The sequence below is a fragment of the Elusimicrobiota bacterium genome, assembly GCA_041658405.1.
In the GTDB taxonomy this organism is placed as follows: domain Bacteria; phylum Elusimicrobiota; class UBA5214; order JBBAAG01; family JBBAAG01; genus JBBAAG01.
This window is the reverse complement of record JBBAAG010000009.1, coordinates 39,467-64,931: the sequence shown is the minus strand read 5'-3', so window position 1 is coordinate 64,931 and position 25,465 is coordinate 39,467. Positions and strand designations below refer to the sequence as shown.

Genomic DNA, 25,465 nt, shown 5'->3' with positions numbered 1-25,465 from the left:
AATGAAGTATTCATTTATGAGTTTTTCATGTCCGGAACTGTCGTTGAAGGAATTGTTGGATACAGCAAAAAGGTTCGGGTATGACGGGATTGAGCCAAGGGCTGAATCTAAGCACAACCACGGGGTTGAGATCGAAACTGATAAAAGTACAAGAGAAAAAATTAAGAGTGAAGTTTCGCAGTCCGGCATCGCTCTTTCGTGTATTGCAACTTCCTGTAAATATTCAGATCCGAGTACTGCGGAACAAAATGTCGGACAGACACTAAAATTTATTGACCTTGCAGGGGATGTCGGGGTGACAAAAATCCGTGTGTTTGGCGGTATTATTCCGAAAGAAATTACCCGGGACGTTTCAATGGCATCGATTGTAAAATCATTATCTTCTGTTGCGGAACACGCAAAAACACGCGGGGTGGATGTTTGTATGGAAACCCATGATAATTGGTGTGACCCAAAACATGTTGCTGAGATCATGAAGAAAGTTAACCATCCGAATATAGCGGTTAATTGGGATATCGCGCATCCGGTTACTAATAAACTTGCAACTATAAGAGAATCGTTTGATACCCTGCGTCAATGGATTAAACACGTGCATTTTCATGATATCAGTGTGCAAGAAGGAAAGAAGAATGAGTTGGTACCGATTGGACAGGGTGTGGTTGACCACAAAGCCGCGGTATTGGCGTTGAGAGAGTTAGGATATACAGGATATCTCAGTGGTGAATGGATAAAATGGGAACCATGGGAAAAACATTTACCGCGTGAAATCGCTGCAATTAAGGAGTTTGATAAGTAATTATGGAAAAAGTTAAATTAGGCGTTGTTGGATGCGGAGTAATGGGTAAAAAACATATTGAAGCAGGGGTTAACTGCCCGTCATCAACGGTTGTGGCAATTGCGGATCTTTATGAAGAAACCGCGAAGTCTGTGGCAAAGCAGTTTAATGTTCCAAAGTATTACACTAAAGTTGAAGATTTACTGAACGACAAAAATGTTGATGCCGTTATTTTTGCATTTCCTACCGTCGGACGTGCACCGTTGGCGGTACAAGCACTAAAAAACGAGAAGCATATTTTGTTGGAGAAGCCCGCAGCAATGAATATGGGTGAGTATATGCAGCTGATGAACGCTAAGGGTAAGCTAGTAGCCGGGTGTTGTTCTTCACGGCCAAGGTTTCTGCCATCATCAGCGGTAGTTACTGACATTATCAAATCCGGTGCACTTGGGAATATTCGTACGGTGTATTGCCGGTGCCACGGTGCATGCGGGAAAAAACCGGATAAACCGCGGCCTGAGTGGAGATTAAAAAAATCTCTTAACGGCGGAGGGATACTCGTAAACTGGGGTGTATACGACCTTGACTATCTCCTGGGTTTAACAGGGTGGAAGCTGACCCCAAAAACCGTATTAGCGCGGACATGGACAGTCCCGCAGGTATATGCCAGCCATATTGCTCCGGGTTCCGATGCAGATACGCATTATATGGTAATGATCATGTGTGAAAATAATATTGTCTTAAGTATCGAACGCAGTGAGTACGCCACAGCGCATAAACAGGATGCATGGCAAATCGTGGGGGACAAAGGCGCGTTGAACGCTATTATGGATTCCGGTGCAGAAAAAGTTTTTACCGTTGATTTAAGCGATGAACAAAACGGTACTCAGCAAAAAGAAATTTGGCGTGGGAAGGAAAGCGCTGGCGCTGTGATGCCGGACCTTATAAAAGATTTTGCGGATGCTATACTCGAAGGAAAGCAGCCGAGAACAAGTTTGGATAATTATATTACTATACAAAAACTTTTTGATGCCATATACGAATCTGCTGAAAAAAAATGTGCGGTTGAGTTAAAATAATATTTTTGTTAGCGCTTTGATTATCTCCAACGGTTTTGGCGGGCATCCCGGGATGTGGTACACAACAGGTATTATATCACTGACTTTATTGACTGTGTAATACGATTTGCTGAACAACCCGCCGTTTAACGCGCAGTTGCCCAGGGTGATCACCAGTTTTGGTTCTGGCATTGCTTCATAAGTCCTTAGTAAAGCTAATTCCATATTTTTTGATACCGGACCGGTTACGAGTAACGCATCAGCGTGGCGCGGGGATGCAACAAAATCTATGCCGAACCTCTGGATGTCGTAAATCGGGTTTGTGGTTGCAATAATTTCGGACTCACATGCTCCGCATGAGCCGGTATCAACTTGTCTTATATGAAAAGACCGGCTGAACTTTTTATTGATAACAGTATGTAATTCCTGACCTGCAGCCCGTATTTCTTTTGATAATTCAGGGTTAACTGTATTAATCCGCTGTGTGACAATACCTTTTATTAAGCTGTTCTTAAATATTTTAATCATAAATCGTTACCTGAATATGACAAGTTAAAGCTTTTGTTGCATAACGGGAAATCAGGGACGATATTGCCCGGGAGAGCAAATGCCAGGCCTTGCCAATTACGGAATGAGGCGTCTACAATTTTACAGCGGGCAATTTTACCGTCGGCATCTGTGTTTATCCAGTATAACACTGGCCCGCGCCAGCTTTCGGTATAACCTAATCCGCAACCCGCGTTTGTTCGCGGGATAATTTCTTCTCTGCACAGTTCACCGGAGGGTAATATTTGTATTAATTCTTTGATTACCCTTGCGGATTCCATAAATTCTTGTACCCGCATGTTAAACCGTGCTGCGCAGTCGCCACTGGGTTGCGTAATAATTTTAAGATTTGTTTTATCATAAATCCCAGGGAAGTTGGTGCGTAAGTCCAGAGGAATACCTGATGCGCGGGCGGCTAAACCTATAACTCCAAGGTCCTCCGCCACGTTCTTTGTTAGTATCCCGGTGGTTTCTATGCGGTCCATAAAAGATGCGCTGGAGTATAGTATCTCGGTTAGTTCGATAAAATCAGGCATCACTGTGTCTAAGGTTGTTTTTAAAAGTTTTCTTGCGGGCTCATCAATATTTTTTGTTACCCCGCCGATGGTGTTTATGCCTTTGAGATACCTGCTGCCGGTAATTTTGTCGTTAAGGCATAACAGTGTTTCTTTTAATATAGAAGAGTATGCAGAGGGGAAAGTGAATCCTGCATCTAGGGCAATACCGCCGATGTCAGATACGTGGTTGTACATGCGTTCAAGTTCAAGGTATATACTGCGTAATACCATTGCGTGTTCCGTAATTTTGAGGCCATAAACTTTTTCTAGGGCATTACAGTATGCAAGTGAATGCGCAAACGCAGTGTCGCCGCTGACACATTCTGCAAGTGTTATCCCGTCTAGCGGGTGATTACCTTCAAGGAGTTTCTCAATCCCGCGATGAGTGAACCCTAATCGTATCTCGAGGTTGATCACAGGTTCACCGGCAACACTGAACCTGAAATGCCCGGGGCCTATGATACCCGCATGGACCGGCCCGACCGGGATTTCAAAGATTCCTTCACCATCAATTTTGTTGAACTTATAACCTTGTTTTGTTACTGCTGACGTTTTTATTGCACTAGCAGCACTAAAATCTTTACGTAATGGAAAGTTGTTGGGTGGCCATACTTCTTCATGTAACCGCAGTGTGCGCATATCAGGATTGCCTTCAGGCTTTATCCCAAACATTTCTTTTATCTCGCGTTCAAAAAGGTTAGCAGAAAAAATGTCTTTCGCTATGGATTGAAACGCTGGGTTGTCGCCTGGGATTGGGGTTTTTAAGAAATACCATTTTTTGTGTTCAACACTGATAAATACGCAGTATAAAACGTACCTGCTGCGGTCTTTACGTTCATCTGTGGCATACATCATCATTACCGGTGATTTGAGTTTTTTATGCAAAAACCGGCACGCACTAGCAAAAGTGTTATCCGGGGTTTCAATATACACTTCCTCACCGTGGAGGGTTATAATGTTCTCCGGCAGGACGTTATGTTTATCTTTTAGTTCCTTCAAAATATCATTATATTCCATAATTTACTATGCTCCTTGCAGAACCGCAGCTGCGGAGGTAATCAGTGTTCCAAAATATTGAGGGATATATATGCCTAACAGTACAATCAAGGTGAATAGCAGGAGAAACGATATTTTTGTGGTTAACGGTACTTTTTCAGTAATAGCGCCCTCAGGGGCAGGACCGAAGATTGTTTTACTGAAATGAAAAATCAGTGCGCCAAAAATTGTTGCTAAAAATACCAGGAATATGCAGCTCGCAACGACTGCGCCTTTTGTGAACCCGGCAATTAAAATTATTAGTTCACTTAAGAAAATAGAGAACGGTGGAAGGCCGCCAAGCGCAAACGCGCCGGTAAGAGCGAAGAAACCGGTGAACGGCATAGTTTTGATTACACCCTTTATTAAATGCATGTTATGCGTATCGTATTGTTTAATAATATTACCCGCACTGAAAAACATTAACGCTTTTGTTGCTGCGTGGTTAAACACATGAAGTAAAGCGCCAAATAAACCTAATTCACCGCCGATACCTGTACCGAATGCTATGATACCGATATGCTCAACGCTATGATACGCGAGCAGGCGTTTGATATCTTTTTGCAATAGTATGAACCCTGCGGAAATACCAAGTGAAATCAAGCCGAAGATTATGAATAACCGTCCTGTAAACTGTGAACCTATGCTTTGGTTAACAATAACTGAGAACCTTAGTATAGCGTAGAATGATATTTTTAGCAGTACGCCGGAAAGTAACGCGCTTATCGGCGCTAATGCCTGGCTGTGCGCGTCAGGAAGCCAGGTGTGCATCGGTGCAAGGCCGGCTTTTGTGCCGTAACCTACTATGATAAATAAAAACGCTATTTTTAGTACCTGCGGGTTCAGCCGCTGGATGACTGATACCATGTCAGTCCAGTTAAGGCTTGTCATCCCGCCGTCTTTTGAGACTGTATAGTAAAACAGTATGGTTCCGAGAAACGCAAGTGTGAGACCGACTGAACATATGATTATGTATTTCCATGCAGCTTCCACCGATTTTTTGTCGTTATAAAACCCTACAAGAAACGCGGAAGTGAGCGTTGTCATCTCGATCGCAACCCATACGATACCCAGGTTGTTGAGTACGGTTACTAACAGCATAGTGAATGTGAATATATTGAACAAAACGTAGTATAACCGCGCTTTTTTTTGTGAAATAACTTTTTTGTCTAAATCGTTTTGTATGTATCCCGTAGAATATAACGCAGTCGCGAGGTTTATCACCGTAACGGTAAGCATGAAGTACATACTTAATGCGTCAATATAGAAAAAGTTCAGAAACAACAGTTTTTCACTGGGATGCGATGCTAAGACAACTGCTATGCCAAGCGCAAGTGTGTACCCCGCGATATTGGCAATACCGTTATTTTTGTTGGATTTAACAAATGCAGGGAGGATCGCAAGGATTAAAGGTATTAGTAAAATAAATAATGCCTGCATCTGTTATTATCCCCTTAAATTATTGAGTTTATCCACATCGATATGCGTAAATAACTCGTTTATACGGTATACAAATATGCCGATGATGATTACAAACATGAATATATCAAAGAAAAGTGCAATCTCTACAAAAAACGGCATGCTTCCGCACATAGCTACCGCAGCAAGAAAAAGGCCGTTTTCCATTATCAGTAAACCAATAACCTGTGTTAACGCTTTAATGCGGAAGACCATAATAAATAAACCGATTAAAATTACAGAGAGCGATACTATAAACGCTATGGTATCAAAATGATTATCAGCCGGCATTATGCGTAAGGTAAAAAAGTATGCAAGGTAAGTTAACAGTATCGCAATGAAGAGCGATAGTATGGGGTTGATATAAAACCCAAGGTTACTGTCTGCGTGCACTTTTTTTACGATGTCGTGGAGGAACCACGGGATAAGTATTACTTTTAATATAAGTATCAACGCAGAGACAACGTAGAGTTCTACGCTGCTGAGTTCCATGGCAATTAAAAATGTTGATAAAAACAGGAAGAAGGATTGTAATGAAAACATGTTAATAATCGACGTCATGCGTTTTGATATTACCATTATATACGACATTATAAGGATAGCTATCAAAAATATGTTCATACGATCAATACCCCAGTGACGTTATTACTACTGCAATACAGGAAAGGACAAAACTGAATACAAGCAGGTCAGGTACGCGGAATAAGCGCAGCTTGGCAATCATTATTTCAAGTACAGACATTATTAATGCAAGTGCTGCGAGTTTTGTAATATACATCGCGGCATCAGCAGCGTAAAACCATAATCCGCTGCCCTCTAATATCCCTGGCGGGAAAAAGAGGAGTGAGATTAAAGTGAAGAACAGTATTTGTTTAATATGCGCAGCAAGTTCTATCATTGCCAGTGATCTTCCTGAATATTCGAGGATCATTGCTTCATGTACCATTGTTAGTTCAAGATGTGTTTCCTGGTTGTCCACTGGCAGGCGTGAAGTTTCAGCGATTGTTATTACAAACAATGCAGCTGCAGCGATTACCGTAGAGATACGCATCTGTACCAGTGTGGAGACAATATTTAAATTTGTACTTCCGCAGCTTAGGCAGATAGTGAAGATCGAAGCTAAAGCTACAGGTTCTACAAACGCGGAGATAAACATTTCACGGGAAGAGCCCATCCCGCCGAATGCACTGCCGGTATCCAGCCCGGCTAATGCCAGAAAAAAACGGCCAAGGGCAAGTACAAAAATTAGTGTAATAAAATCACCGGTGTACTCCAAAGAAATACCGCGGATTATCGACGGGACAAGTAACAACGCAGTAATCGTGGATCCAAGGACTATGTATGGCGTGATACGCAGTATCCATGAGGATGTCGTAGAAAAAGTGTCATCTTTAATAAAAAGTTTTGAGAGGTTGTAGTACGGTTGTAATACCGGCGCGCCTTGCCGCATGCGTAGCGTATTCTTAATTTTACGGATCACGCCGCTTAATAACGGAGCGATGCTTATCAGTACCAGTGTTTGTATTATTGCCAGTATAGTGTCCATATAATGATTAAAACCTGTTCATAAAAATGATTAATAGTATTATTGTTATAAATATATAACCAAGATATATCTGTATACTACCCGGCTGGATTTTACGGACCCGCATTGCGAGTGTATAAATAATATTAATTGCTATATCGTATATGTATTGTTTAAACACAGACGCAGTGGTGGTTTCGTACTTAAAGGATTTTATGTAGTACGGCGCTATACGTGTTTTCACGGTTTTGCTGTGGGGTAAAAGTAAAAAACTGAATGCTATTTTAAAAGGTGTTGAGAACGCTGTGGCGGTGTATTCCGTCCGTGCATCAAGGTTGTAATACCCGCAGCCCCAGGTTCTGGTTTCAACGATTTTATTATTCATTGTTTTCCGGAAAACAATGACAGCGATTATCCCGATCGCTACCACTAGTGTTAATGCCAGTATTGTGCTGGACATATATACCCTGCTTGTTGCGTCCGTGCAGATAGTGAAGTTGTTCAATGCAAAAGTTGTACCGTTAATATTTATTCCTGTAATGTTTGAGGATACTCCTGATAACCATCTGATTACCGGTACGGATGCCAGGCCAAAGAGGATGGTTAAAAATGACATAATGATTGTTACGGATGTCATCACCGGGCTGGGGTCTTTGGCGTTACGCGCAGCGTCACTGCGGGGCATCGCCAGGAAGGTTATCCCGAATGCTTTTACAAAACATGCTGCGGCTAACCCGCTGGTAAGCGCAAGTACTGCGGCAGTTACGCTAAAAAATATTCTGTAGTATCCGTTACCGTTTAACGCGCCAAAGAAGAGGGATTGTAGTGTCAGCCATTCACTGATGAAGCCGTTTAACGGGGGTAATGCTGAGATCGCCATTGCTCCAAATAAAAACGAGAGCGCGGTTAACGGCATGGTCTTTATCAACCCGCCAAGGTCTTCCATATTACGTATCCCCGTAGTAGCTTTGTATACGCTACCCGCACAGAGGAAGAGTAAACTTTTAAAAATTGCGTGGTTGATGAGATGGTATAACCCGGCAGTCATCGAGAGTACCGCCAAAATGGGTTGGTTGATAGAAATGAATACCATTGCTGCGCCGATACCCAGCAGGATTATACCGATGTTTTCAACACTGCAGTATGCCAATAATTTTTTTAGGTCGTGTTCCATCAAAGCGTACATAACACCGGCGATACAGGAAATTGAGGCAATCACCAGTACTACCTGTCCCCACCACGCGGAGTTAATCCCAAGGATATAAATAATAAAACGTATCATTCCGTAAATCGCGGTTTTTATCATTACACCGGACATGATGCTTGAGATATGGCTTGGCGCCTGGGGATGTGCATAGGGTAGCCAGATGTGTAACGGTACAATCCCTGCTTTTGTGCCGAATCCCAGGAATAATAGAATGAAGACAAGGTTTTTGGTAGTTCCGGGCATTGTCCGGCATGCAGTTTTTAGTGCTTCAAAATCAAACGTACCGGCGTGTTTGTACATCAACAGAAAAGCTACCGTGATGAACGCGGTGCCGATATGCGCCATTACGATATATATTATCCCAGCTTTAACCGCTTTGTCTTCCTCGTTGTCAAATACTACCAGAAAATACGAGGTTAATGACATTATCTCCCAGGCGAATAAAAAAAGCAGGGCGTTACCGGTTGTCACCACAAAAAGCATGGATGCTGTAAATAGTGTTAGTAATACCCAGTTTAACGTAATTTTATTGGCGGAATATGAATCCTTGAGGTAGCCAATGGAGTATATTGCGGATAGTATTGATATTAACAGTATAGTAATAACAAAAAACAGGGATAACGGGTCTATCAGAAAAATGCGGGTGATATCAAAAATGTTCATATACTTTACTTATATACTCTTTCATTAACCAAATGGAGAACCACTGAGTTATCATCGAAATGGTGGTTACTACCGGTAACACTAAACAATACTTTCTACGAACGTTCGTCCAAATGAAATACTTATTATAAAATAATAATACAACTGCCTGGTTTTGTCAAGATTATGGGTAAGCCTGTGTAATAAATCTTATATAATAAATTAATAACAATAGTTTTTTAGCGGGAGGATGGCTAATGAAAAAAGTGTTGATGCCTGTGTTATTGATGTTTTTGATACAAGCAAGTATTAGTGTGGAGGCAAAGATGATTAGCGTATTGATTGTTACTGGTTCAACAAAAGGGTCAACTGCGGAGATCGGGCAGAATATGAAAGGGTATCTTGAAAAACAATCATGCGTTGTTGACACAATACCTGCTGCGGATACTGCTATGGATTTATCAAAGTATGAACTTGTTATTATTGGTTCCGGGATTTATGGCGGGCAGCCGCATAAGGAGATCCCGTTGTTTATAAATAAAAACCGTGCGGCGCTTAACGGGAAAAAGGTTGCGGTATTCGCTGCCTGCGCAAAGATGGCGTCGCCTAAGGAAAAAAAACAGAAGGAAGCGCTTGTTTATGCGGATAGGGTTGCGTGTAAACTTACAACCATAAATAAGACAGTGTTTGCAGGCAAGCTACAGGGTCCGGATCCCAAGGGATGGTTTATGAAATGGATGGCAGGAACGTTTATCGGTATAACAAAAACCGGAGATTTCAGGGATTGGGATAAGATTAGAGCGTGGACAGTGTCGTTGTTAGTTTTGAAAAAGTAAGAATATAGAATGGTTGATGAAAATCTGGTTTGAATAGATCAGTAATGAATACTGATACCACAATTAAACCATAAATAACTAGATAATTGTCCATCCAATCGACTGGTGTTTATAAAATATATAGCATTCGTGGAAAAATGAATAAGTTTATTAGCAAAAAAGATAATTCCAGTATTCAGCACTGGTGATATACTAGCGAAGGTCTTATCACTTGAGTAAAAGCCAACCATTGATAATCCTATTCCTAAGTATCCAGAGATATCGTTATAAAAGTCTGTGAGATACCACTTTACAAAACAAGGATATGAATAGACAATTTCGCGGGATTCTCCATGTACAGCGCCAAGATTGATTTCTAAACTATGACTTCTTTTGTCATAAATATTTAAGTTAATAAGAAGATCATAAGTGGTAAGATACATTCCTATACCATATCCATACTCTTTAGAATTATATTTTAAAGGGTATCCTGTTTGAATTTGTTTTTTTGATTTCAGAACTTCGGCTATAGACGTATTTGGTTTTGTTTCAATTATTTTTAGATACCCCGTTTCTATAAAATCCTCGTCAAATACTTTGTAGATGGATTTCTTTGTAATGTTATCTATTGAACCTTTGTTAATAACAACACGCTTATTGTCTATAACTTCATTTACCTGTATTTGGAATGAATTTATTCTTTCCCTCGCTTGTTTCCCTCCAGAGAGCAGAATAGCAATTGCTTCGGCAGCTGAGAAAATGTCTTGAGGTCTATTACATTGCACTCTTTCTGAACGTTCTATCTTCCCTGTTTCAACATTTATTATATCTGCGGTTATATGATATATTTGTTCAATTTTAAATACTGTTCCGATTACCATTAAATTTGCGTTTAAAATACGACCCATTTTAACAGCACATTCCTGATCAGTGCAACCCTGTAACTGGAACATTTGTTCTTTAAGTATCGATTCCATGTTTTTTCGTTCTATAATATTAAATTGATTAATTCTAACTAGTTCAATACGTATAATGTCTGATATCGCTACAGCATCCACTTCGCTAACATTTCTGGCAGCGAATTCTGCAATAGCAATATTAGGTTTATCTGCTGAAAAAATATTTGATTCCAGAATAATCAAAATAAGCAGAAATAGTGTAAAAGACAGCATTTTATTCATTATAATAAACCTCATATTTTTGAAATAAAATGATAACTCACGCCAATATTAAAAGATCCTATATCTGTTGAGTGGTCCATAAATGTTTCCATCCCAACGTATTGTTTATAGTCAATACATGCACTTAATTGTGAATAAAGCAGCCATTCTAATCCCATGCAAAAAACAGGTTTTATTTTATATATTGTTTCGTTTCCATACCCATAGCGACCAAGGGAAAGTCCGCCACCGGTATATGCAGTTAAAAAGTCGTTAATAAAAGAATAGTACCTAATTACGATTGGAATCATATATTTGATACAATTCACTCTCATTTGTCCACTTCCCTCAATACTTGTATAAAAATCTGTACCATTCTCACCAAGACTTAATTCAAAGCCTAGTCTTATATCATCACGATAATTTAAACAAATCATTGCTTGTGAAGGAAAGGATATCTTGAATCCAAGTCCCCATCTATAGTAAAAATACGAATATTTCAAGAAGTCTTCGGCTGATATTTTACTTTCTCGCTCATCTATTATCAGAGCGGTGGAAGTAATGTTCCCCGTTTCTATAATTCTAATATACCCCTTCTTTTGCGATTTGTTGTTGATAACCAAATAAATGCCGCCAACTCGCATATTATCAAACTTTCCTTTATTCACTATAATCTTTTCTTTGTCAATAATTTCAGTTATCTGTAATCCAGTAGAAATATTTGATTGTGACACTTCGTCTTTTCGAGTTAGTTTCAATACCAAATTTTCTGTCAGTTTGGCGAAATCCCGGGTATTTATACATCGCATACGTTCGGATTGCTCTATTTTACCAGTCTCAACATTAACAAAACTTATAGAAATTTGGTAAACACCTTCTATTTTGATTACATATCCGGTAACTATCTTTTCTACGTTAAGTAATCTACCCATTTTAATAATGCATTCTTGATCGGTACAGTTTTGTAATTGAAACTTCTGTTCCGCCAATATTTTTTCCATGTTTCCACGGTCTACAACATTGTATGAATCGAGGCGTACAAGTTCTGTCCGTACCAAATCCGATATTGCAGCTGAATCTAACTCGCTGACATTTCGTGCGTTGAAATCTGCAACTGCGATGTTTAATTTTTGATTTTCCGAATATGCATTATTAAAACATAAAACAACTATACTTAAGCAGATGATTAGCGTATTTCTATTCATTTATTGTGCCTTGTCATATTAATGTAATTATAGTAAACAATATATAAAACAGGTATGTTAATAATTATTCTATAGTTTTTGTTTATCCATCGAAATCTAGTATAATAATTTTAACACATTTATTATTTATTTGAAACATGGAGCTATGTTTTTATGAAAGATTTAGTAGTAATTAAATACGGCGGTAGCGTATTAAAAGATGTGAAGCTTAAACACGCGTTTTTTGGGTACACAAAAAAACTTATTCGTACACACGCGGTGGTGATCATTCACGGCGGGGGTAAGGAAATAACGCAGTTGCTTGACCGGTTGGGGATTAAAACCAAGTTTGTTAATGGATTGAGGTTTACCGATGAGGAAACCTTATCTGCAGCGGAGATGGTGTTATCCGGTAAGGTTAATAAACAACTGGTTGCTGAATTTAACACCTGCGGTATCACGGCGGTAGGGTTATCCGGCCGGGATGCCGGGATGGTGTACGCAAAACCTATAAAAAAACTGGGGTTCGTTGGGAAAACTGTTAAAATCAATCCTGGAGTGATACACGTATTGATAAAACAAAACATTGTTCCAGTGATATCACCGATCGCAACTAACAAAAAAACGTGTAGCGCGTTGAATCTTAACGCTGACACTTTCGCTGCGGAAGTCGCTGTGGCGTTACACGCGCGGAGGCTGGTATTCCTTACCGATGTTCCCGGTGTACTGGATGCTCAAGGTAATGTTGTCCCTATAGTACGTACCGGGAATGTTAACAAAATGATATCCACCGGCATAATTACCGGCGGGATGATACCCAAGATCAGGTCATGTGTGGAGACAATAAAAAAAGGCGTGGGGGAAGTTGTTATCACCAATAATTGCTGGGGTAACAATGTAAAAAATACAAGGGTTATAAGGTAGAGAAAAGAACAAAATGAAACATTTAATTGAAAAAGATAAAACGTTTATCTGGCAAACATATAAACGTAATGAGTTGGTACTGACAAAAGGCAAAGGCCAGTATGTGTGGGATATTAACGGAAAAAAGTATCTTGATTTTCTCGCGGGGATAAGCGTAACAATCCTCGGGCATTGTAATCCCCGGGTAATAGCCGCTATCACAAAACAGGTTAAACTCCTGGGGCATACATCAAATTTGTATTACACAAAACCGTCAACTGCGCTTGCTGAATTGTTGATAAATAATACTGTTAAAAAAGGGTACGTGTTTTTTTCAAATTCCGGTGCGGAAGCTAATGAATGCGCAATCAAGGCGGTACGGCGGTACGGCGCGAGTACCGGTAATAAAAAGAGGTATGAGATTATTACGTTTGAGAATTCATTCCACGGGCGTACAATTGCTACAATTTCAGCTACCGGGCAGGCAAAGTTCCGGAAAAATTTTGGGCCAATGGTTGCAGGGTTTAAGTACGCAAAGTTTAACGATATCGTGTCAGTAAAACGGTTGGTTAACAAAAAGACCGTGGCTGTAATGATAGAAGCAGTCCAGGGTGAGGGCGGGGTACACATCGCTGATCCTAAATTTATGTCCGCGCTTGTAAAACTTTGTAAATCACATAAAATACTGATGATATTCGACGAGGTACAGTGCGGGCTCGGGAGGACCGGTAAGTTTTGCGGGTACCAAAATTATCACGGAGTTAAGCCGGATATCATAACTTTTGCGAAAGGGTTGGCAAACGGGCTGCCTATTGGCGCAACGGTTGTTGTTCCGGAGGTTGCAAAGTATATGTCCTACGGTGATCATGGGTCAACATTCGGTGCGAATCCTATTATCAGTGCAGCTGCAGTGGAAGTGGTTAAACAACTCACTCCATCGGTATTGTCTAAAGTTGTGGCTTTAGGAAAATATTTTAAGGATAAGCTTAATACACTGAAATTTAAATACGAGGGGATTAAGGAGATACGCGGGATCGGGTTAATGATAGGTATAGATCTTAAAGAACCCGGTGGAGATGTTGTTAAGCAGTGCCAGAAAAACGGGTTATTGATAAACTGTACGCATAATACGGTGGCACGGTTTTTACCGTCGTATTTTATAACAAAAACTGATATTGACCGGGCGGTAAAAATTGTGGATACCGCGTTAGATACGGTATTAAAAAAGTAATTCTATTAAAAGAGGGGTTATGAAAAAAGGATGGTTAGCATGTGCTGCGGTGATAGTTATCGCAAGTGCGGGAAACATGGTCTTTCCAGGAAACAGCGGGGCGGATATGAAAAACGGTAACGGTATTGATGAAAGTACCCCGGGAATTGTAACAGTGCCGCTGGCATGGCTGTACCGTGATCCTTCAGCGGAAGCTGAAATCTTAACCCAGGCGATGTACGGGGATACTGTAAAGGTAATAGAGGAACAGCCTGGCTGGGTGAAACTAACCTTGGACTCCCAGGGTGATTATCTCGGATGGGTAGAAAAAGAGGCAGTGTATACCGGCAAAAAAGTTAATGAGTATCTGCAAAAAATTAATAAAAGACAGGTGTTGGTTATCGATACACTGACGGATATATTTGTTGATACCAAGACATTAACAAAAATTGTTGAGAACATTTCTGCGGGTGTGATTTTACCGTTTGAATCCGAGCAGACGGGATGGTTCAAGGTTTTAGCTCCGGTAGGGAAGAACGGGTATACCTACGGTTATGTTTCGTCCAGTGCGGCGGTGGTTAATACCCGGCGTGAACTAACAGAAGATGAAGTCCGTGCGAATATTGTTACTACAGCGAAGAAGTATATGGCAATACCATATGTATGGGGTGCAAATTCTAGTAAGGGGTTTGATTGTTCAGGATTTACCTATAGTACTTATCGGCAGAACGGTATAATTATTCCGCGTGACTGCCGTCCGCAGTGCGCGTATGGAACTATTATAACCAGAGAAGAACTGAAGCCCGGGGATGCTGTATATTTTACAACCTACCGTCCCGGCGCGTCGCATACCGGTATTTATGCGGGGAATGGGAATTTTATTCATGCCAGTACAAAAAATGGTATTACCGTCGGTGAACTTAATGATGAGTATTATCAAGGACGGTTTTTTGGTGCACGCAGATTCCTTCCGGATTCTGACCCGGAGACCCCCGAGATCTTGATCCCCGCAGGGAAGTTTATTATGGGATCAAATACTCAAAACGGTAATGAACGCCCGGAACATGAGGTTTATCTTAACGCGTATTATATTGATAAATATGAAGTCACCAACCGTGAGTACACAGAGTTTGTTAATGCAACGAATTATCAATCTGAAGGGAAATGGGATAAGAATAACCGTGAGCCTGGCCATCCTGTGCTCGGGGTAACCTGGAACGATGCAGGGGCGTATGCTAAATGGGCGGGGAAACGTTTACCTACGGAAGCGGAATGGGAAAAAGCTGCGAGGGGTACTGCCGGGCGGCGGTTTCCCTGGGGTAATCTATGGTACGCTAATCGCGCGCAAACCGCGGTGAACGCATCACTATGGGCAACCGCGGTTAATGCAAATAAGGATGGGCGCAGTGTTTACGGGTGTTATAATATGGCGGGTAATGCGTGGGAGTGGTGCGAGGATTGGTATGACGAAAAATATTATACGCAATCACCCAGGGAAAACCCTGTAGGGCCAAAAGAGGGGATGTACAAAATCTGTCGTGGCGGCGGGTGGGATGATTTACAGGATGTTATGCATAGTTCATACCGCGGATATTTTGAACCCAAGAAGGCGTCGCAGTTCGTGGGGTTCCGTTGCGCGCGCAGTTTAATAGAGAAGTAATATAATCTACTTTTTTTCTTGTTTACTTTACTTATAATTTTATTTATACTCTATATAATAGTATTGGGTACTATAACACATGTCGTATTGCTTTAGGGATATTTCATCTTGAATACGGAGGGGTTTTTGGTAAACGAAATTGGTAATTTCTATAAACACGTTGTTATATTCAGTATAATATGCCCGGTCTTTATTCTTACTTATCCGCAAACCGGTATGTCTTCCGAGCCAACTCAAGAAGAAACATTATTCCATTATCAATTAGCAAGAGATGCAGTTAATAATAACCGTTTTATTGAAGCTAAACGTGAACTTCACGAGATAATTGATTATTATGACCCTATGGGGATTGAAGCTTATGGGTTGTTAATCAGTGTATACCAAAACCTGGGTGATAAAGAAAACACGAAGAATATAGAAGAACAGTATGAAAAAGTTAAGGCAATAAAAGCTGGGAAACCTATGGGGACTACGCCGGAGGAATTGTTGGCAAACGGGTTGCCTAAACAAAAAATTGATGCGTGCCGTATGTTGGGAAAAAGTAAGGATGAAAAAAGTCTTGAGTTACTAATAAAAGCACTGGCTGATCCGTATTACAATCATTACAGTGCAACGTACGATGTTCGTGAAGTTGCAGCGGATAATATCGCTGCATATGGAGATCAGGCAGTTACGGTTTTAGTGAAAGCATTTATTAATGATAACCCGGGATTACGCTGGTGGTGCCTGGAAACGTTAAGGCGTATCAAGCCTGTGGATGAACAGGTGAAAGGGAGTATTGCTAAATTATACATGTCCGCGTTGAAGGACACTTCTTGGAATGTTCGCCGTACAGCTTTGAGTGCAATAGCTGAAATAAAAATGGTATCTGCTGTAGCGGAGATCGTTCCGCTTTTCACAGATGATAACGACGAGGTTAGGTTACAGGCGGTAATGGCTGTTGATACTCTTCAAGATGGACTAACAAAAAGTACCGCTGCTGTTGATGATGCGTTAATAAAATTGTTGGAAGATAAGAATAATTCTGTTGTTAACCAGGCGATAAAGACTGTAATCAGGGTTGGGGATAAGAAAAGTATTATTCCGCGGTTACGCATTATCGCAGAGGATAATACAAAAGAAGTGCTTACCCGGTGGTATGCGATTAAAGGGTTGGGTGAGTTGCTCTCTGAAAAGAAGGATTTAGCGGAACTAAAGAAGTTTCTTACACACGAGGATTTTTGGTTACGCAGCGCAGCAGCTACGGCATTGGGAGAAGAGGATACTGCTGCACAAAAGGATTTGTTGAATGAAACCGCAGTGAGGTTTTCTATAGAATCGCCTGATGTTTATGAAGAAGCGCGGGTGTATAGTTTAGAAAAAGCGTTAAAGTTTTTGGAGTCCGTACAAAAAGAGGATGGAAGTTTTCCTTCAATCTATGTCTTGGGTACCACAGAACTTGCGGCGTTGTGTTTCTTAAACCATGGATATACAGAGGAAACGCCGGTTTTAAATAAGGCTGTGAAGTTTATACTGAACAACAGAAAAGATGACGGTACGTTTTTGTTGGAAACTTCGCAGGAAGGGAAAGATAAAAAGTTGGCATTCACCACTGGGCTTGCAATTGAAGTTTTAGCGAAAACAGGTAATTCTAAGTATAAGGGAATTATCAAGGATTCAGTTGAGTGGTTGAAGAGTATACAAAACACAGACGGCGGGTTTGGGTACTATAAAGGTTCACGGTCTGATATGACCGCCACACGGTTTGCGTTGGCTGGTTTAAACGCGGGATATGACTATTGGGGATATCCGAAGACGGATGAAGCATGGATAAAAGCGGTAAATTATCTTAAGTCAGTACAAAACACCGATGGCGGGTTTGGGTATACAAAAGATTTTCGCCGGGATTCTTATGGATCAGCTACAGCCGATGGATTAATTAATTTGTTGGTAACCGGATCAATAGCGGATACTGTTCTTCCGGAAAAAGCGTTGGAGTGGATACAAAAAAATTATGGTTGGGAAGCAAATCCATTTGACCCAAACCCCAATCATTATGAATATTATGTAGTAGCACTTGCCCGCGCGTTTGATCTGGCAAAAAAAGAGGTTGTTATTGATGGTGATGGTGTTAAACATTATTGGTATGACGAGGTAACTAAAAAATTGTTGACTGAACAAAACAAAGATGGTTCATGGAAAGTTGCGCAGGAGCCGTTATTCACGACATATTTTGTTGAGGTCATGCAGTTGCGTCATGCGAGGAAGTCGTTAGAGGGGTTATGAAGAAGATAGGCAATTGTAATACTATAATATTGCTTTTGGTATCAGCGTTATTCAGCATGGTAACGCCATGTTTATACGGTGAGGACCTGTACGTTGTGGCTGACCAGTACGCGTATGTTATTGCGTCGAACAGCGGGTATGATTTAACGAGTTGGGGTGGGAAGTCAAAATGGGATGAAATTGTTTTATGGGGCAGGATTGTACCAAGGCCGTCGTACGGCGGGACATACGCAAATTATCAGTATAGATGGGTTTATGGTGACGGTACTTCTAAGGGATGGGTCGTAATCCCGGCTTTTGATAGTGCAAATCCTCTTGCCGCAAGTTATAAATATTTAAGGTCTGATTCTCATCAGTACTCAACCGTTGGTAGTGAACCCATAACATATTATACGGCTACTCTGGAGATAAGGAATGCCTCAACGTTGGGTATAGTAGATAGTATGACAGTAAGGGTTAAGGCAGTGAATCCGACTTATATAACCGTTGCAAATGATTATCCTGACCCTGCAAAAGCAAGACGGTTAATCGTGGAAAGTATTGCTAAAGGGCGTGGGTTATTATGGCTGTACTTGTATCAGGGTAGTGCCGGGAATTGGTCAGGAAAGTATTTTTATGCTAATGCACCTGAAACTCCAACTCATCCAATGGCGGATACAGCACTCTGCCTTGCTGCGTTTTTGGTACACGGGCATTCGGTTTATGATCCCGGGGGGGTTAAGGATATTTTCGTTGAGTGTGTAAATAAAGGAATTAATTATCTTCTAAAAAATGCTGTTATCCTGAATTCTCAATCTTTTTCCTCAGGTGCGGGGTATGGATCGGATATCAACAGTAATGGCAAGATGGTAAGGTTTTCTAATAAGGCATGCCATCATACTTATGAACACGGTATCTGTATGCTTACCCTTGGCGCTGCGTATAATCCTATCAGGGTAAGTTCGCAGGTTCATGTTGGTTCTTCTAATACATTGATGTATTTTTCGCATGTTTTATCAGACGCTGTGGATTGGGCAGCTTGGGCGGAGATAGATGTAAGTACCCCAACCGGGTGGAGATATCTCGCAAATGATCCACAGGATGAGCCGGACCTCTCAGCTACACAGTGGATTGTGTTGGGATTATCAGCAATTGAAGATATTTGGGGTATAGAGGCGCCGGTATGGGTAAAAAATAGGTTGATGCAGGGTGGTTATGGTACACAATCTGTCATTAGATCATTACAATGGCAGGGTGGCGGAACACCGAATTATGACGGCGGCGGGTTTTATTATTTTCGTCATAACACGCCAGTGACATCGTACTCAACCGTTGCGCATTTAGCAATACCATCTACGCTGATTGATGAAGAGGATTATTGGATAACAGGTACTTCTGCATTGTTACAGACACTTTTTTATATATCACTTGACACTACCACAGTGGTTGCTTGCGCTTGTAACACTTCATGGTGTAACAGTATTGCACGGGACTGTACCCTTAATAAAACCGCACCGGCTAATAGTTGCAGCCGCGTTGAGGGCGCAATAAATTTTCTTGGCCGGTGGTGGGACAATCCCAGGATTGATACTTATGCGAATTCTTTTAGGCCGTCAACAACATGCACGAGTAATCCCGCGTATTGCGGAGGGCTATACAATATGTATGGCATAATGAAATCGTTAAGGTTGCATAACTATGTTAAAGGCGGGATTAATAACGGTATTCTGCGTACAGGCGCTACGGGTAATTCTGTCTCGCAATCGGGTGGAACAGCGGTTGTATGGGAAGATGTTTTTTCAAATTTTATTTTAAAGATGCAGCAACCCACCGGCGGCGGAGGGTACGGTTACTGGGTGGATAACTGGGGATACACAGATAGTAGTGCAACAAAACCGTCCCTAGGGACTGCGTTCGCGTTGTTATTGTTAAGCGAAACCGTGTATTATCCGTCAACAATTAAGACAGAGTTAATGGAACCGCAGATACGTCGGGCGTCAATTAAGTAGCAGAGAGGATGTTATTGTATGCCGTTAGAACCGATGCGTAAAAAGAAGAGTATTACAGATATTTTGTTAGAATGGGGATTGCTTACCCCGGACCATATTACTTACGCACAGGGTGAAGCACAGAAAACTAAGGAAGATATTGGTTTGGTCTTAATACGGTTAGGGTATATTAAGGAAGAAGATTATTACAACGCTCTTGCGGAACAGTACGGAACTACCTATATAAAACTGCCGGATGTAAAAATTGATGAGGAGTTGTTAAAGAGTGTCCCTGAAAAAATGGTGGGTAAGTTCTTGATGCTGCCTATTGTAAAACACAATAACAACCTTACTGTTGCAATGTCAAACCCCGGTAATTTTATGGCGATTGATGAGATTGAAGTGTTTACCAACTGCAAAGTATCAGTAGTTCTGGCAACTGAAAAGGATATTAAAGAATCAATTGCTAAGTATTACACCGGCTATACCGGCCTCAGTGGGTTAGAAGAACAGGCTGGTACTGTGGAAGTTAGCAGCGGTGAAGAGGATATTAAGGATGACTCACTGGATGACGGTAAAGAGTATAACGCGGAAGATGCGCCGGTAGTTAAATACGTGAACTCGCTTATGCTTGAAGCAATCCGCAAAAAAGCTAGTGATATACATATTGAACCACAGGAAAATGAAATGATATTGAGGTTGAGGCTTGATGGTAAGCTTTACAATATTGCCCCGCCGCCAAAAAAGTTTTTCTCCGCAATAATTTCGCGTATAAAAATTATGGCATCACTTGATATTGCGGAACGCCGGTTGCCTCAGGATGGTAAGTGTAAAGTTAAGATAGGTAATAAAGGTATTGACGTGCGCGTATCTACATTACCGACAAATTACGGTGAAAAAGTTGTGATGCGTATCCTTGATAAATCAAGCGTGTCATTGCAACTGACTGATCTCGGGTTTACTGAAAAAGAAATGGGGATTTATACCGGTGTTTTAGCTAAACCGCATGGGATGATCTTAGTCGTAGGCCCAACCGGTAGCGGGAAAACTACGTCGTTATATGCCGGGATAAATCGTATTAATGAGCCGGAACGTAATATTATTACTGTTGAAGATCCAATTGAATACGAGATGAAACGTATCAACCAGGTACGCGTACGGTCGGATATCGGGCTTACATTTGCAGCTGTATTGCGTTCAATACTAAGACAGGACCCTGATGTTATTATGATCGGTGAAATACGTGATAAAGAAACCGCGGAGATCGCAATACAAGCCGCGCTTACCGGCCATTTAGTGCTTTCTACCCTGCATACCAATGATTCGGTTAGTACGTTGAGTAGGTTGAAGTACATGGGGATCGAACCGTATCTCATCGCAGATGCGATGGATTTAATTATCGCGCAACGGCTTGTCCGCAGGATATGTAAGAATTGTAAGATAGAGGAAGATGTACCCGAGAATATTCAACAAAGCCTTGGGGAACATAAGCTTGGGACTATAATGTTCTATCATGGGAAAGGGTGTAATAACTGTAACGGTACGGGATATCAGGGAAGAATCGCGATTTATGAAATGTTGCGGATTACCTTGCCAATAAAGAAAATGATTGTAACCGGAGTCAATGATATAGAAATTGAAGAACAGGCACGGAAAGAAGGGTTACGTTCACTGCGTGACATGGCTATTATGAAGCTTGCGCAGGGGATTACTACAATCGAGGAAGTGTTACGGGTAACGTCGATAAAGGAGCTTGAGTAGTTTTTTATGGAACATAATGTATTATTAGAAACAATGTGTAATTTTATGCTCGAAGTCGACGCGTCGGATTTACATATCGGTGTTGGGACTAGCCCGTATATGCGGATTAACGGAGTGATAAAACAAACCGGGTTCCCTGTAATGGAGCAAGAAGATTGTGAACGGTTATTATTTAGCCTGATGACAGAATCGCAAATCTCGGAGTTCAGAGGAACAAAATCGTTGGATTTTGCGTTTGGGTTTAAAAACCTCGGGCGGTTTCGCGCAAATATATACCAGCAACGCGGAACCATTACAGCTGCGATCCGCAGGCTTAAACTTGAAATTCCTACATTTAAGGAATTATCTCTGCCAATAGGGCCGTTGACTAATTTTTGTAATACTTCAAACGGGTTGGTGATAGTAGCCGGCCCGACTGGTTCGGGAAAAAGCACAACACTGGCGGCGATGATTAATTTTATTAATAAGAACCGTAAATGCCATATTATCTCGCTTGAAGATCCGATAGAATACGTGCATCATAATATTAATAGTTTGGTGCATCAACGTGAGATCGGGTCTGATGCAATAAGTTTTTCGTCAGCGTTAAGGTATGTATTGCGTGAAGATCCGGATGTAGTATTGATCGGCGAAATGCGTGACCTCGAAACTATAGCATCAGCATTGACCGTAGCGGAAACCGGGCATCTGGTATTAGCGACACTGCATACCGGCGATGCGAGTGAGTCAATCACTAGGATAGTAGACGTTTTTTCAGCGGAACAGCAGGTACAGGTGATAAAACAGTTATCGTTTACTCTGGCCGGGGTGATAAACCAGATGCTACTGCCTTCATTAGATGAAAATATGGGAAGGGTATTAGCGACGGAGGTTATGATTGCCACTCCGGCAATACAGAATATTATCCGCGAAAATAAGGTTGAGCATATGTATTCTCAGATACAGTTGGGTACTCAGATAGGGATGAGTACTATGAACCAAACATTATATAGGCTGATAATGGAAAGAAAAATTGATCAGGATATAGCATTAGGGAAAACTACGAGGCCAAATGAACTTATGAAAATGTTAGGAAGAAAATAAGGTATGCCAAAGTTTACGTACAAAGCTAAAGACACGGCCGGTGCGAATGTGGAAGGTGTTAAGTACGCGGTGGTTTCGCAGGACGTCGTTAACGCTCTGCAAAACCAGGGGTTTACGCAAATCGTTGTGAACGAAGCAAAAGGTGAAAGCGCGAAGTCGCGTGCGAAAACTGCAAAAGAAGCTGTATCACACGGCGGTGTGAAACAGCAGGATATTACAATTTTTTGTAGGCAGATGGCAACAATGATTAACGCCGGGGTTACTATTATTGAAGCATTGGATGACCTCGCAGATATGACGGTAAGCGCAAAACTTAGGAGTATATTGAAAAATATAGCGAATGATATCCGTGGAGGATTAACCTTTTCTGCGTCTTTGAAGAAACATCCCAAGGTGTTTGATAAGGTTTTTATATCAATAATCGCTGCGGGTGAGGAAAGCGGGCAGCTGGGAAAAATACTGAAAGACCTGGCGTTGCATTTAGAAAATTCTATGAAGCTCAAACGCAAAATTCAGGCTGCCAGTGCGTATCCCTTGTTTATAACCGGTTTTTTTGTGGTTGTATTGCTGGGTATTGTGTTATTCATAGTCCCGCAGTTTAAATCACTTTTCGCGTCGGTAGGGGCGGAATTGCCGTTACCAACACAGATTGTGATGGGTACCAGCGAGTTTTTGATAAAGAATTTTTGGCTGGTGATAATATTTATCGTATTGATAATCGTCGGGTATAGAATGATTAATAGTACAAAACCGGGAAAATTTGTTATCGATAGTATTAAACTTAAGTTACCTATTGCAGGGGATATCATAACAAAATCGTTGCTTACCCGTTTTTTTCAGACATTAGCAACATTATTGCGTAGCGGTGTGGATGTGGTGATGGCACTGGATTTAGCGTCGCGCGTAGTTAATAATTTGCCGTTGGAACAAAATATTGATAATATTCGCAAAGGTATAGTGGAAGGTTCAAGCCTCGCAAGTATTATGGGGCAATTACCTATTTTCCCTAAGATGGCAACCCGTATGGTGGCCGTAGGTGAAAAAACAGGGCAGCTGGATGAAATGATTGATGTTATAGCGGATTATTATGATAGCGAAATTGATGCTATTGTAGCCGGGATGAGTTCTATAATAGAACCGATCCTGATTATTATGCTGGGTTTTCTCGTGGGGCTCGTGGTGATAGCGTTGTATTTACCAATATTCAAAGTTGCGATGGCAACTGGAGGAGGGAGCGGAATGTAAGAAAAACGCTAAAAAGTATGGTACATTCTGGCAGAAAAATTTGTTTTTATAGGAGGAATTGTTATGATGAACTTGAAGAAGAATTCAAAAGGGTTTACGTTGATTGAGTTGGTAGTGGTGCTGGTTATTATAGGCATCCTTGCGGTTATCGCGGTGCCGAGTTACCGTAATTATACCCGCCGTGCAATGGCTGCGGAAGGTAACGCGTTGCTTGGGGCAATACTTTCAGCACAGAAAGCGTATTTTACGGAAGCTAACAGGTATTTGGCACAACCGGCAACAAGTAATAGTGCTGCACTTGGCGTTGATGCAAGGGGTAATAAGTATTTTACGTCGTTTACAATAACAGTAAACGGGTTGACCGGGGATAACGCTTCATTCACCGCAACAACAGCCGGTACAGGCGATGCAGCTGGAATCGCTGTGACTATGACCGCAACACCGATAGCTGCGCCGGTAACAACTACTGCTGGGTTGTAAGAATAATAGTTGTACTTGAAAAAACAGGGGGTTGTGTATACGTCAAAAACAACGGGTGGGTTTTCTTTAATTGAGGTAATGGTATCGGTAGTGATACTTGCAATAAGCCTATTGTTTGGGTTATCATTTTTTTCGTTTGGGCATAAGGATACCGCTGCAGGGAAGCATACAACATATGCGTTGCAGTTAGCAAAAGATCACCTGGAGTATATGCGGTCGTTAGATTATACAGGTATTCCTGTTTCAAGTAATACTACGCATAGTAGTTATGGCGTTACTTTCAGCCGGCAGTTTAGTTCACGGGTTAAGATAGGGACGGAAAATGATGAGTATAGGGTTTTGTCGGTGACAGTGACCTGGACCGCTAATGGTAGTATAACAAAAAGTGTTAGTTTGAACACATTAAAAGCTAAGTTTTGACGAGGGTAGATGAATAAAGTATACGCGCGCGAGTCAGGGTTTACGTTGATAGAATTGCTGATAACAATAGTTATCAGTTCATTTATTGTTTTTAGTATCGGTATGATATTGATACAGACACAGCTTTCTTGGCAAAAAGGGAGAGGAACTATTAACCAGGATGCTGACTCGCGGTACTGTAGGTTGATGATTGAACGTGAGTTACGAAAAGCAACGTCGGTATATGTGGGTACTCCCGCAAGTGCGATACGGGTATGGACAATATACGGTGATACCGAAACTATCAGGCAAAACGGTACAAATATTGAGTTATATTCAGTAGCTACGGGAAGTACGCTGATCTTGCTGCAAGACGTGGTAACGTTGCAGTTTGTACTCATGCCGGGGTCTGATTGCGCTCAGGTTAATTTCACACAGAGGAAGGTAACAGATATGAGCAGCGGCGGTGCGGTGAGTTTAAACACAAGTTTTGTGGTTCAGTTTAGGAATAAATTTACGTAGGTATGTAT

General features: G+C 41.3%; 22 protein-coding genes. 14 read left to right on the top strand and 8 right to left on the bottom strand.

The window, feature by feature from the left end; genetic code table 11:
- Position 1: 1 nt before the first annotated feature.
- Together WC955_03340 and WC955_03335 are read left to right on the top strand one after the other, a co-directional pair.
- The gene (locus WC955_03340; protein MFA5858081.1) at positions 2 to 796 is read left to right on the top strand and encodes a sugar phosphate isomerase/epimerase family protein; all 795 of its coding nucleotides are present in this window, start codon (positions 2 to 4) and stop codon (positions 794 to 796) included.
- A 2-nt stretch (positions 797 to 798) separates the two neighbouring features.
- Positions 799 to 1,854 (top strand): Gfo/Idh/MocA family oxidoreductase, encoded by a 1,056-nt coding sequence (locus WC955_03335; GenBank protein MFA5858080.1) that lies wholly within the window; start codon positions 799 to 801, stop codon positions 1,852 to 1,854.
- On the opposite strand, the gene WC955_03330 is transcribed toward WC955_03335, so the two are convergent.
- The 6 genes from WC955_03330 to WC955_03305 are packed head-to-tail and all read right to left on the bottom strand — an operon-like array spanning position 1,846 to position 8,824.
- On the bottom strand, positions 1,846 to 2,361 hold the full coding sequence (locus WC955_03330) for an NADH-quinone oxidoreductase subunit B family protein (GenBank protein MFA5858079.1): 516 nt from the start codon (positions 2,359 to 2,361) through the stop codon (positions 1,846 to 1,848). The two genes, WC955_03335 and WC955_03330, sit on opposite strands and share 9 nt — an antisense overlap.
- Complete coding sequence (locus tag WC955_03325; GenBank protein ID MFA5858078.1) at positions 2,358 to 3,953, bottom strand: NADH-quinone oxidoreductase subunit C; 1,596 nt, start codon at positions 3,951 to 3,953, stop codon at positions 2,358 to 2,360. Before WC955_03325 ends, WC955_03330 begins: the two co-directional genes overlap by 4 nt.
- A gap of 6 nt (positions 3,954 to 3,959) precedes the next feature.
- Positions 3,960 to 5,411: a hydrogenase 4 subunit F gene (locus WC955_03320; protein ID MFA5858077.1), complete on the bottom strand. Its 1,452-nt coding sequence runs from the start codon at positions 5,409 to 5,411 to the stop codon at positions 3,960 to 3,962.
- Positions 5,412 to 5,417: 6 nt separating this feature from the next.
- Positions 5,418 to 6,050, bottom strand: coding sequence for a hypothetical protein (locus WC955_03315; GenBank protein ID MFA5858076.1), 633 nt, complete (start codon positions 6,048 to 6,050; stop codon positions 5,418 to 5,420).
- A gap of 4 nt (positions 6,051 to 6,054) precedes the next feature.
- Positions 6,055 to 6,975: an NADH-quinone oxidoreductase subunit H gene (locus tag WC955_03310; protein ID MFA5858075.1), complete on the bottom strand. Its 921-nt coding sequence runs from the start codon at positions 6,973 to 6,975 to the stop codon at positions 6,055 to 6,057.
- 7 nt (positions 6,976 to 6,982) lie between these two features.
- Positions 6,983 to 8,824 carry a proton-conducting transporter membrane subunit gene (locus WC955_03305; protein MFA5858074.1) on the bottom strand — a complete coding sequence of 614 codons (1,842 nt, stop codon included), beginning with the start codon at positions 8,822 to 8,824 and terminating at the stop codon, positions 6,983 to 6,985.
- 236 nt (positions 8,825 to 9,060) lie between these two features.
- Between WC955_03305 and WC955_03300 the strand changes: the two genes are divergently transcribed.
- Positions 9,061 to 9,639, top strand: a complete 579-nt coding sequence (locus WC955_03300; protein ID MFA5858073.1) for a flavodoxin domain-containing protein — start codon at positions 9,061 to 9,063, stop codon at positions 9,637 to 9,639.
- 38 nt (positions 9,640 to 9,677) lie between these two features.
- Here WC955_03300 and WC955_03295 read toward each other — a convergent pair whose 3' ends face one another.
- Positions 9,678 to 10,799 (bottom strand): CsgG/HfaB family protein, encoded by a 1,122-nt coding sequence (locus tag WC955_03295; GenBank protein ID MFA5858072.1) that lies wholly within the window; start codon positions 10,797 to 10,799, stop codon positions 9,678 to 9,680.
- Positions 10,800 to 10,810: 11 nt separating this feature from the next.
- On the bottom strand, positions 10,811 to 11,983 hold the full coding sequence (locus WC955_03290) for a CsgG/HfaB family protein (GenBank protein ID MFA5858071.1): 1,173 nt from the start codon (positions 11,981 to 11,983) through the stop codon (positions 10,811 to 10,813).
- Between the two features lie 153 nt (positions 11,984 to 12,136).
- Here WC955_03290 and argB point away from each other — a divergent pair, with 153 nt between their 5' ends.
- The 11 genes from argB (at position 12,137) to WC955_03235 (ending at position 25,457) form a co-directional block, all read left to right on the top strand.
- On the top strand, positions 12,137 to 12,886 hold the full coding sequence (gene argB, locus WC955_03285; GenBank protein ID MFA5858070.1) for an acetylglutamate kinase: 750 nt from the start codon (positions 12,137 to 12,139) through the stop codon (positions 12,884 to 12,886).
- Between the two features lie 13 nt (positions 12,887 to 12,899).
- A complete protein-coding gene (locus tag WC955_03280; GenBank protein MFA5858069.1) occupies positions 12,900 to 14,096 on the top strand; it encodes an aspartate aminotransferase family protein in 1,197 nt (398 codons plus the stop codon).
- 19 nt (positions 14,097 to 14,115) lie between these two features.
- Positions 14,116 to 15,735: an SUMF1/EgtB/PvdO family nonheme iron enzyme gene (locus WC955_03275; GenBank protein MFA5858068.1), complete on the top strand. Its 1,620-nt coding sequence runs from the start codon at positions 14,116 to 14,118 to the stop codon at positions 15,733 to 15,735.
- 126 nt (positions 15,736 to 15,861) lie between these two features.
- On the top strand, positions 15,862 to 18,000 hold the full coding sequence (locus WC955_03270) for a HEAT repeat domain-containing protein (GenBank protein MFA5858067.1): 2,139 nt from the start codon (positions 15,862 to 15,864) through the stop codon (positions 17,998 to 18,000).
- Complete coding sequence (locus tag WC955_03265; protein MFA5858066.1) at positions 17,997 to 19,988, top strand: hypothetical protein; 1,992 nt, start codon at positions 17,997 to 17,999, stop codon at positions 19,986 to 19,988. Before WC955_03270 ends, WC955_03265 begins: the two co-directional genes overlap by 4 nt.
- An 18-nt stretch (positions 19,989 to 20,006) precedes the next feature.
- Complete coding sequence (locus tag WC955_03260; protein MFA5858065.1) at positions 20,007 to 21,728, top strand: ATPase, T2SS/T4P/T4SS family; 1,722 nt, start codon at positions 20,007 to 20,009, stop codon at positions 21,726 to 21,728.
- Positions 21,729 to 21,734: 6 nt separating this feature from the next.
- Positions 21,735 to 22,811 (top strand): type IV pilus twitching motility protein PilT, encoded by a 1,077-nt coding sequence (locus tag WC955_03255; GenBank protein MFA5858064.1) that lies wholly within the window; start codon positions 21,735 to 21,737, stop codon positions 22,809 to 22,811.
- A 3-nt stretch (positions 22,812 to 22,814) separates the two neighbouring features.
- The gene (locus WC955_03250) at positions 22,815 to 24,056 is read left to right on the top strand and encodes a type II secretion system F family protein (protein ID MFA5858063.1); all 1,242 of its coding nucleotides are present in this window, start codon (positions 22,815 to 22,817) and stop codon (positions 24,054 to 24,056) included.
- Between the two features lie 63 nt (positions 24,057 to 24,119).
- Entirely contained in the window at positions 24,120 to 24,536 is a 417-nt protein-coding gene (locus WC955_03245) for a prepilin-type N-terminal cleavage/methylation domain-containing protein (protein ID MFA5858062.1), read from the top strand.
- Between the two features lie 15 nt (positions 24,537 to 24,551).
- Positions 24,552 to 24,956, top strand: a complete 405-nt coding sequence (locus tag WC955_03240) for a prepilin-type N-terminal cleavage/methylation domain-containing protein (GenBank protein MFA5858061.1) — start codon at positions 24,552 to 24,554, stop codon at positions 24,954 to 24,956.
- A 9-nt stretch (positions 24,957 to 24,965) separates the two neighbouring features.
- Entirely contained in the window at positions 24,966 to 25,457 is a 492-nt protein-coding gene (locus tag WC955_03235) for a prepilin-type N-terminal cleavage/methylation domain-containing protein (protein ID MFA5858060.1), read from the top strand.
- Positions 25,458 to 25,465 lie beyond the last annotated feature (8 nt).

What these genes read in the sequence shown, in the direction of transcription:
- WC955_03305 (MFA5858074.1), bottom strand. Translation starts at nt 8,824, where the DNA reads ATGAACATTTTTGATATCACCCGCATTTTTCTGATAGACCCGTTATCC.
- WC955_03320 (MFA5858077.1), bottom strand. Translation starts at nt 5,411, where the DNA reads ATGCAGGCATTATTTATTTTACTAATACCTTTAATCCTTGCGATCCTC.
- WC955_03245 (MFA5858062.1), top strand. Translation starts at nt 24,120, where the DNA reads ATGATGAACTTGAAGAAGAATTCAAAAGGGTTTACGTTGATTGAGTTG.
- WC955_03295 (MFA5858072.1), bottom strand. Translation starts at nt 10,799, where the DNA reads ATGAATAAAATGCTGTCTTTTACACTATTTCTGCTTATTTTGATTATT.
- argB (MFA5858070.1), top strand. Translation starts at nt 12,137, where the DNA reads ATGAAAGATTTAGTAGTAATTAAATACGGCGGTAGCGTATTAAAAGAT.
- WC955_03255 (MFA5858064.1), top strand. Translation starts at nt 21,735, where the DNA reads ATGGAACATAATGTATTATTAGAAACAATGTGTAATTTTATGCTCGAA.
- WC955_03310 (MFA5858075.1), bottom strand. Translation starts at nt 6,975, where the DNA reads ATGGACACTATACTGGCAATAATACAAACACTGGTACTGATAAGCATC.
- WC955_03300 (MFA5858073.1), top strand. Translation starts at nt 9,061, where the DNA reads ATGAAAAAAGTGTTGATGCCTGTGTTATTGATGTTTTTGATACAAGCA.
- WC955_03250 (MFA5858063.1), top strand. Translation starts at nt 22,815, where the DNA reads ATGCCAAAGTTTACGTACAAAGCTAAAGACACGGCCGGTGCGAATGTG.
- WC955_03260 (MFA5858065.1), top strand. Translation starts at nt 20,007, where the DNA reads ATGCCGTTAGAACCGATGCGTAAAAAGAAGAGTATTACAGATATTTTG.
- WC955_03335 (MFA5858080.1), top strand. Translation starts at nt 799, where the DNA reads ATGGAAAAAGTTAAATTAGGCGTTGTTGGATGCGGAGTAATGGGTAAA.
- WC955_03280 (MFA5858069.1), top strand. Translation starts at nt 12,900, where the DNA reads ATGAAACATTTAATTGAAAAAGATAAAACGTTTATCTGGCAAACATAT.
- WC955_03275 (MFA5858068.1), top strand. Translation starts at nt 14,116, where the DNA reads ATGAAAAAAGGATGGTTAGCATGTGCTGCGGTGATAGTTATCGCAAGT.
- WC955_03330 (MFA5858079.1), bottom strand. Translation starts at nt 2,361, where the DNA reads ATGATTAAAATATTTAAGAACAGCTTAATAAAAGGTATTGTCACACAG.
- WC955_03315 (MFA5858076.1), bottom strand. Translation starts at nt 6,050, where the DNA reads ATGAACATATTTTTGATAGCTATCCTTATAATGTCGTATATAATGGTA.
- WC955_03235 (MFA5858060.1), top strand. Translation starts at nt 24,966, where the DNA reads ATGAATAAAGTATACGCGCGCGAGTCAGGGTTTACGTTGATAGAATTG.
- WC955_03325 (MFA5858078.1), bottom strand. Translation starts at nt 3,953, where the DNA reads ATGGAATATAATGATATTTTGAAGGAACTAAAAGATAAACATAACGTC.
- WC955_03290 (MFA5858071.1), bottom strand. Translation starts at nt 11,983, where the DNA reads ATGAATAGAAATACGCTAATCATCTGCTTAAGTATAGTTGTTTTATGT.
- WC955_03265 (MFA5858066.1), top strand. Translation starts at nt 17,997, where the DNA reads ATGAAGAAGATAGGCAATTGTAATACTATAATATTGCTTTTGGTATCA.
- WC955_03340 (MFA5858081.1), top strand. Translation starts at nt 2, where the DNA reads ATGAAGTATTCATTTATGAGTTTTTCATGTCCGGAACTGTCGTTGAAG.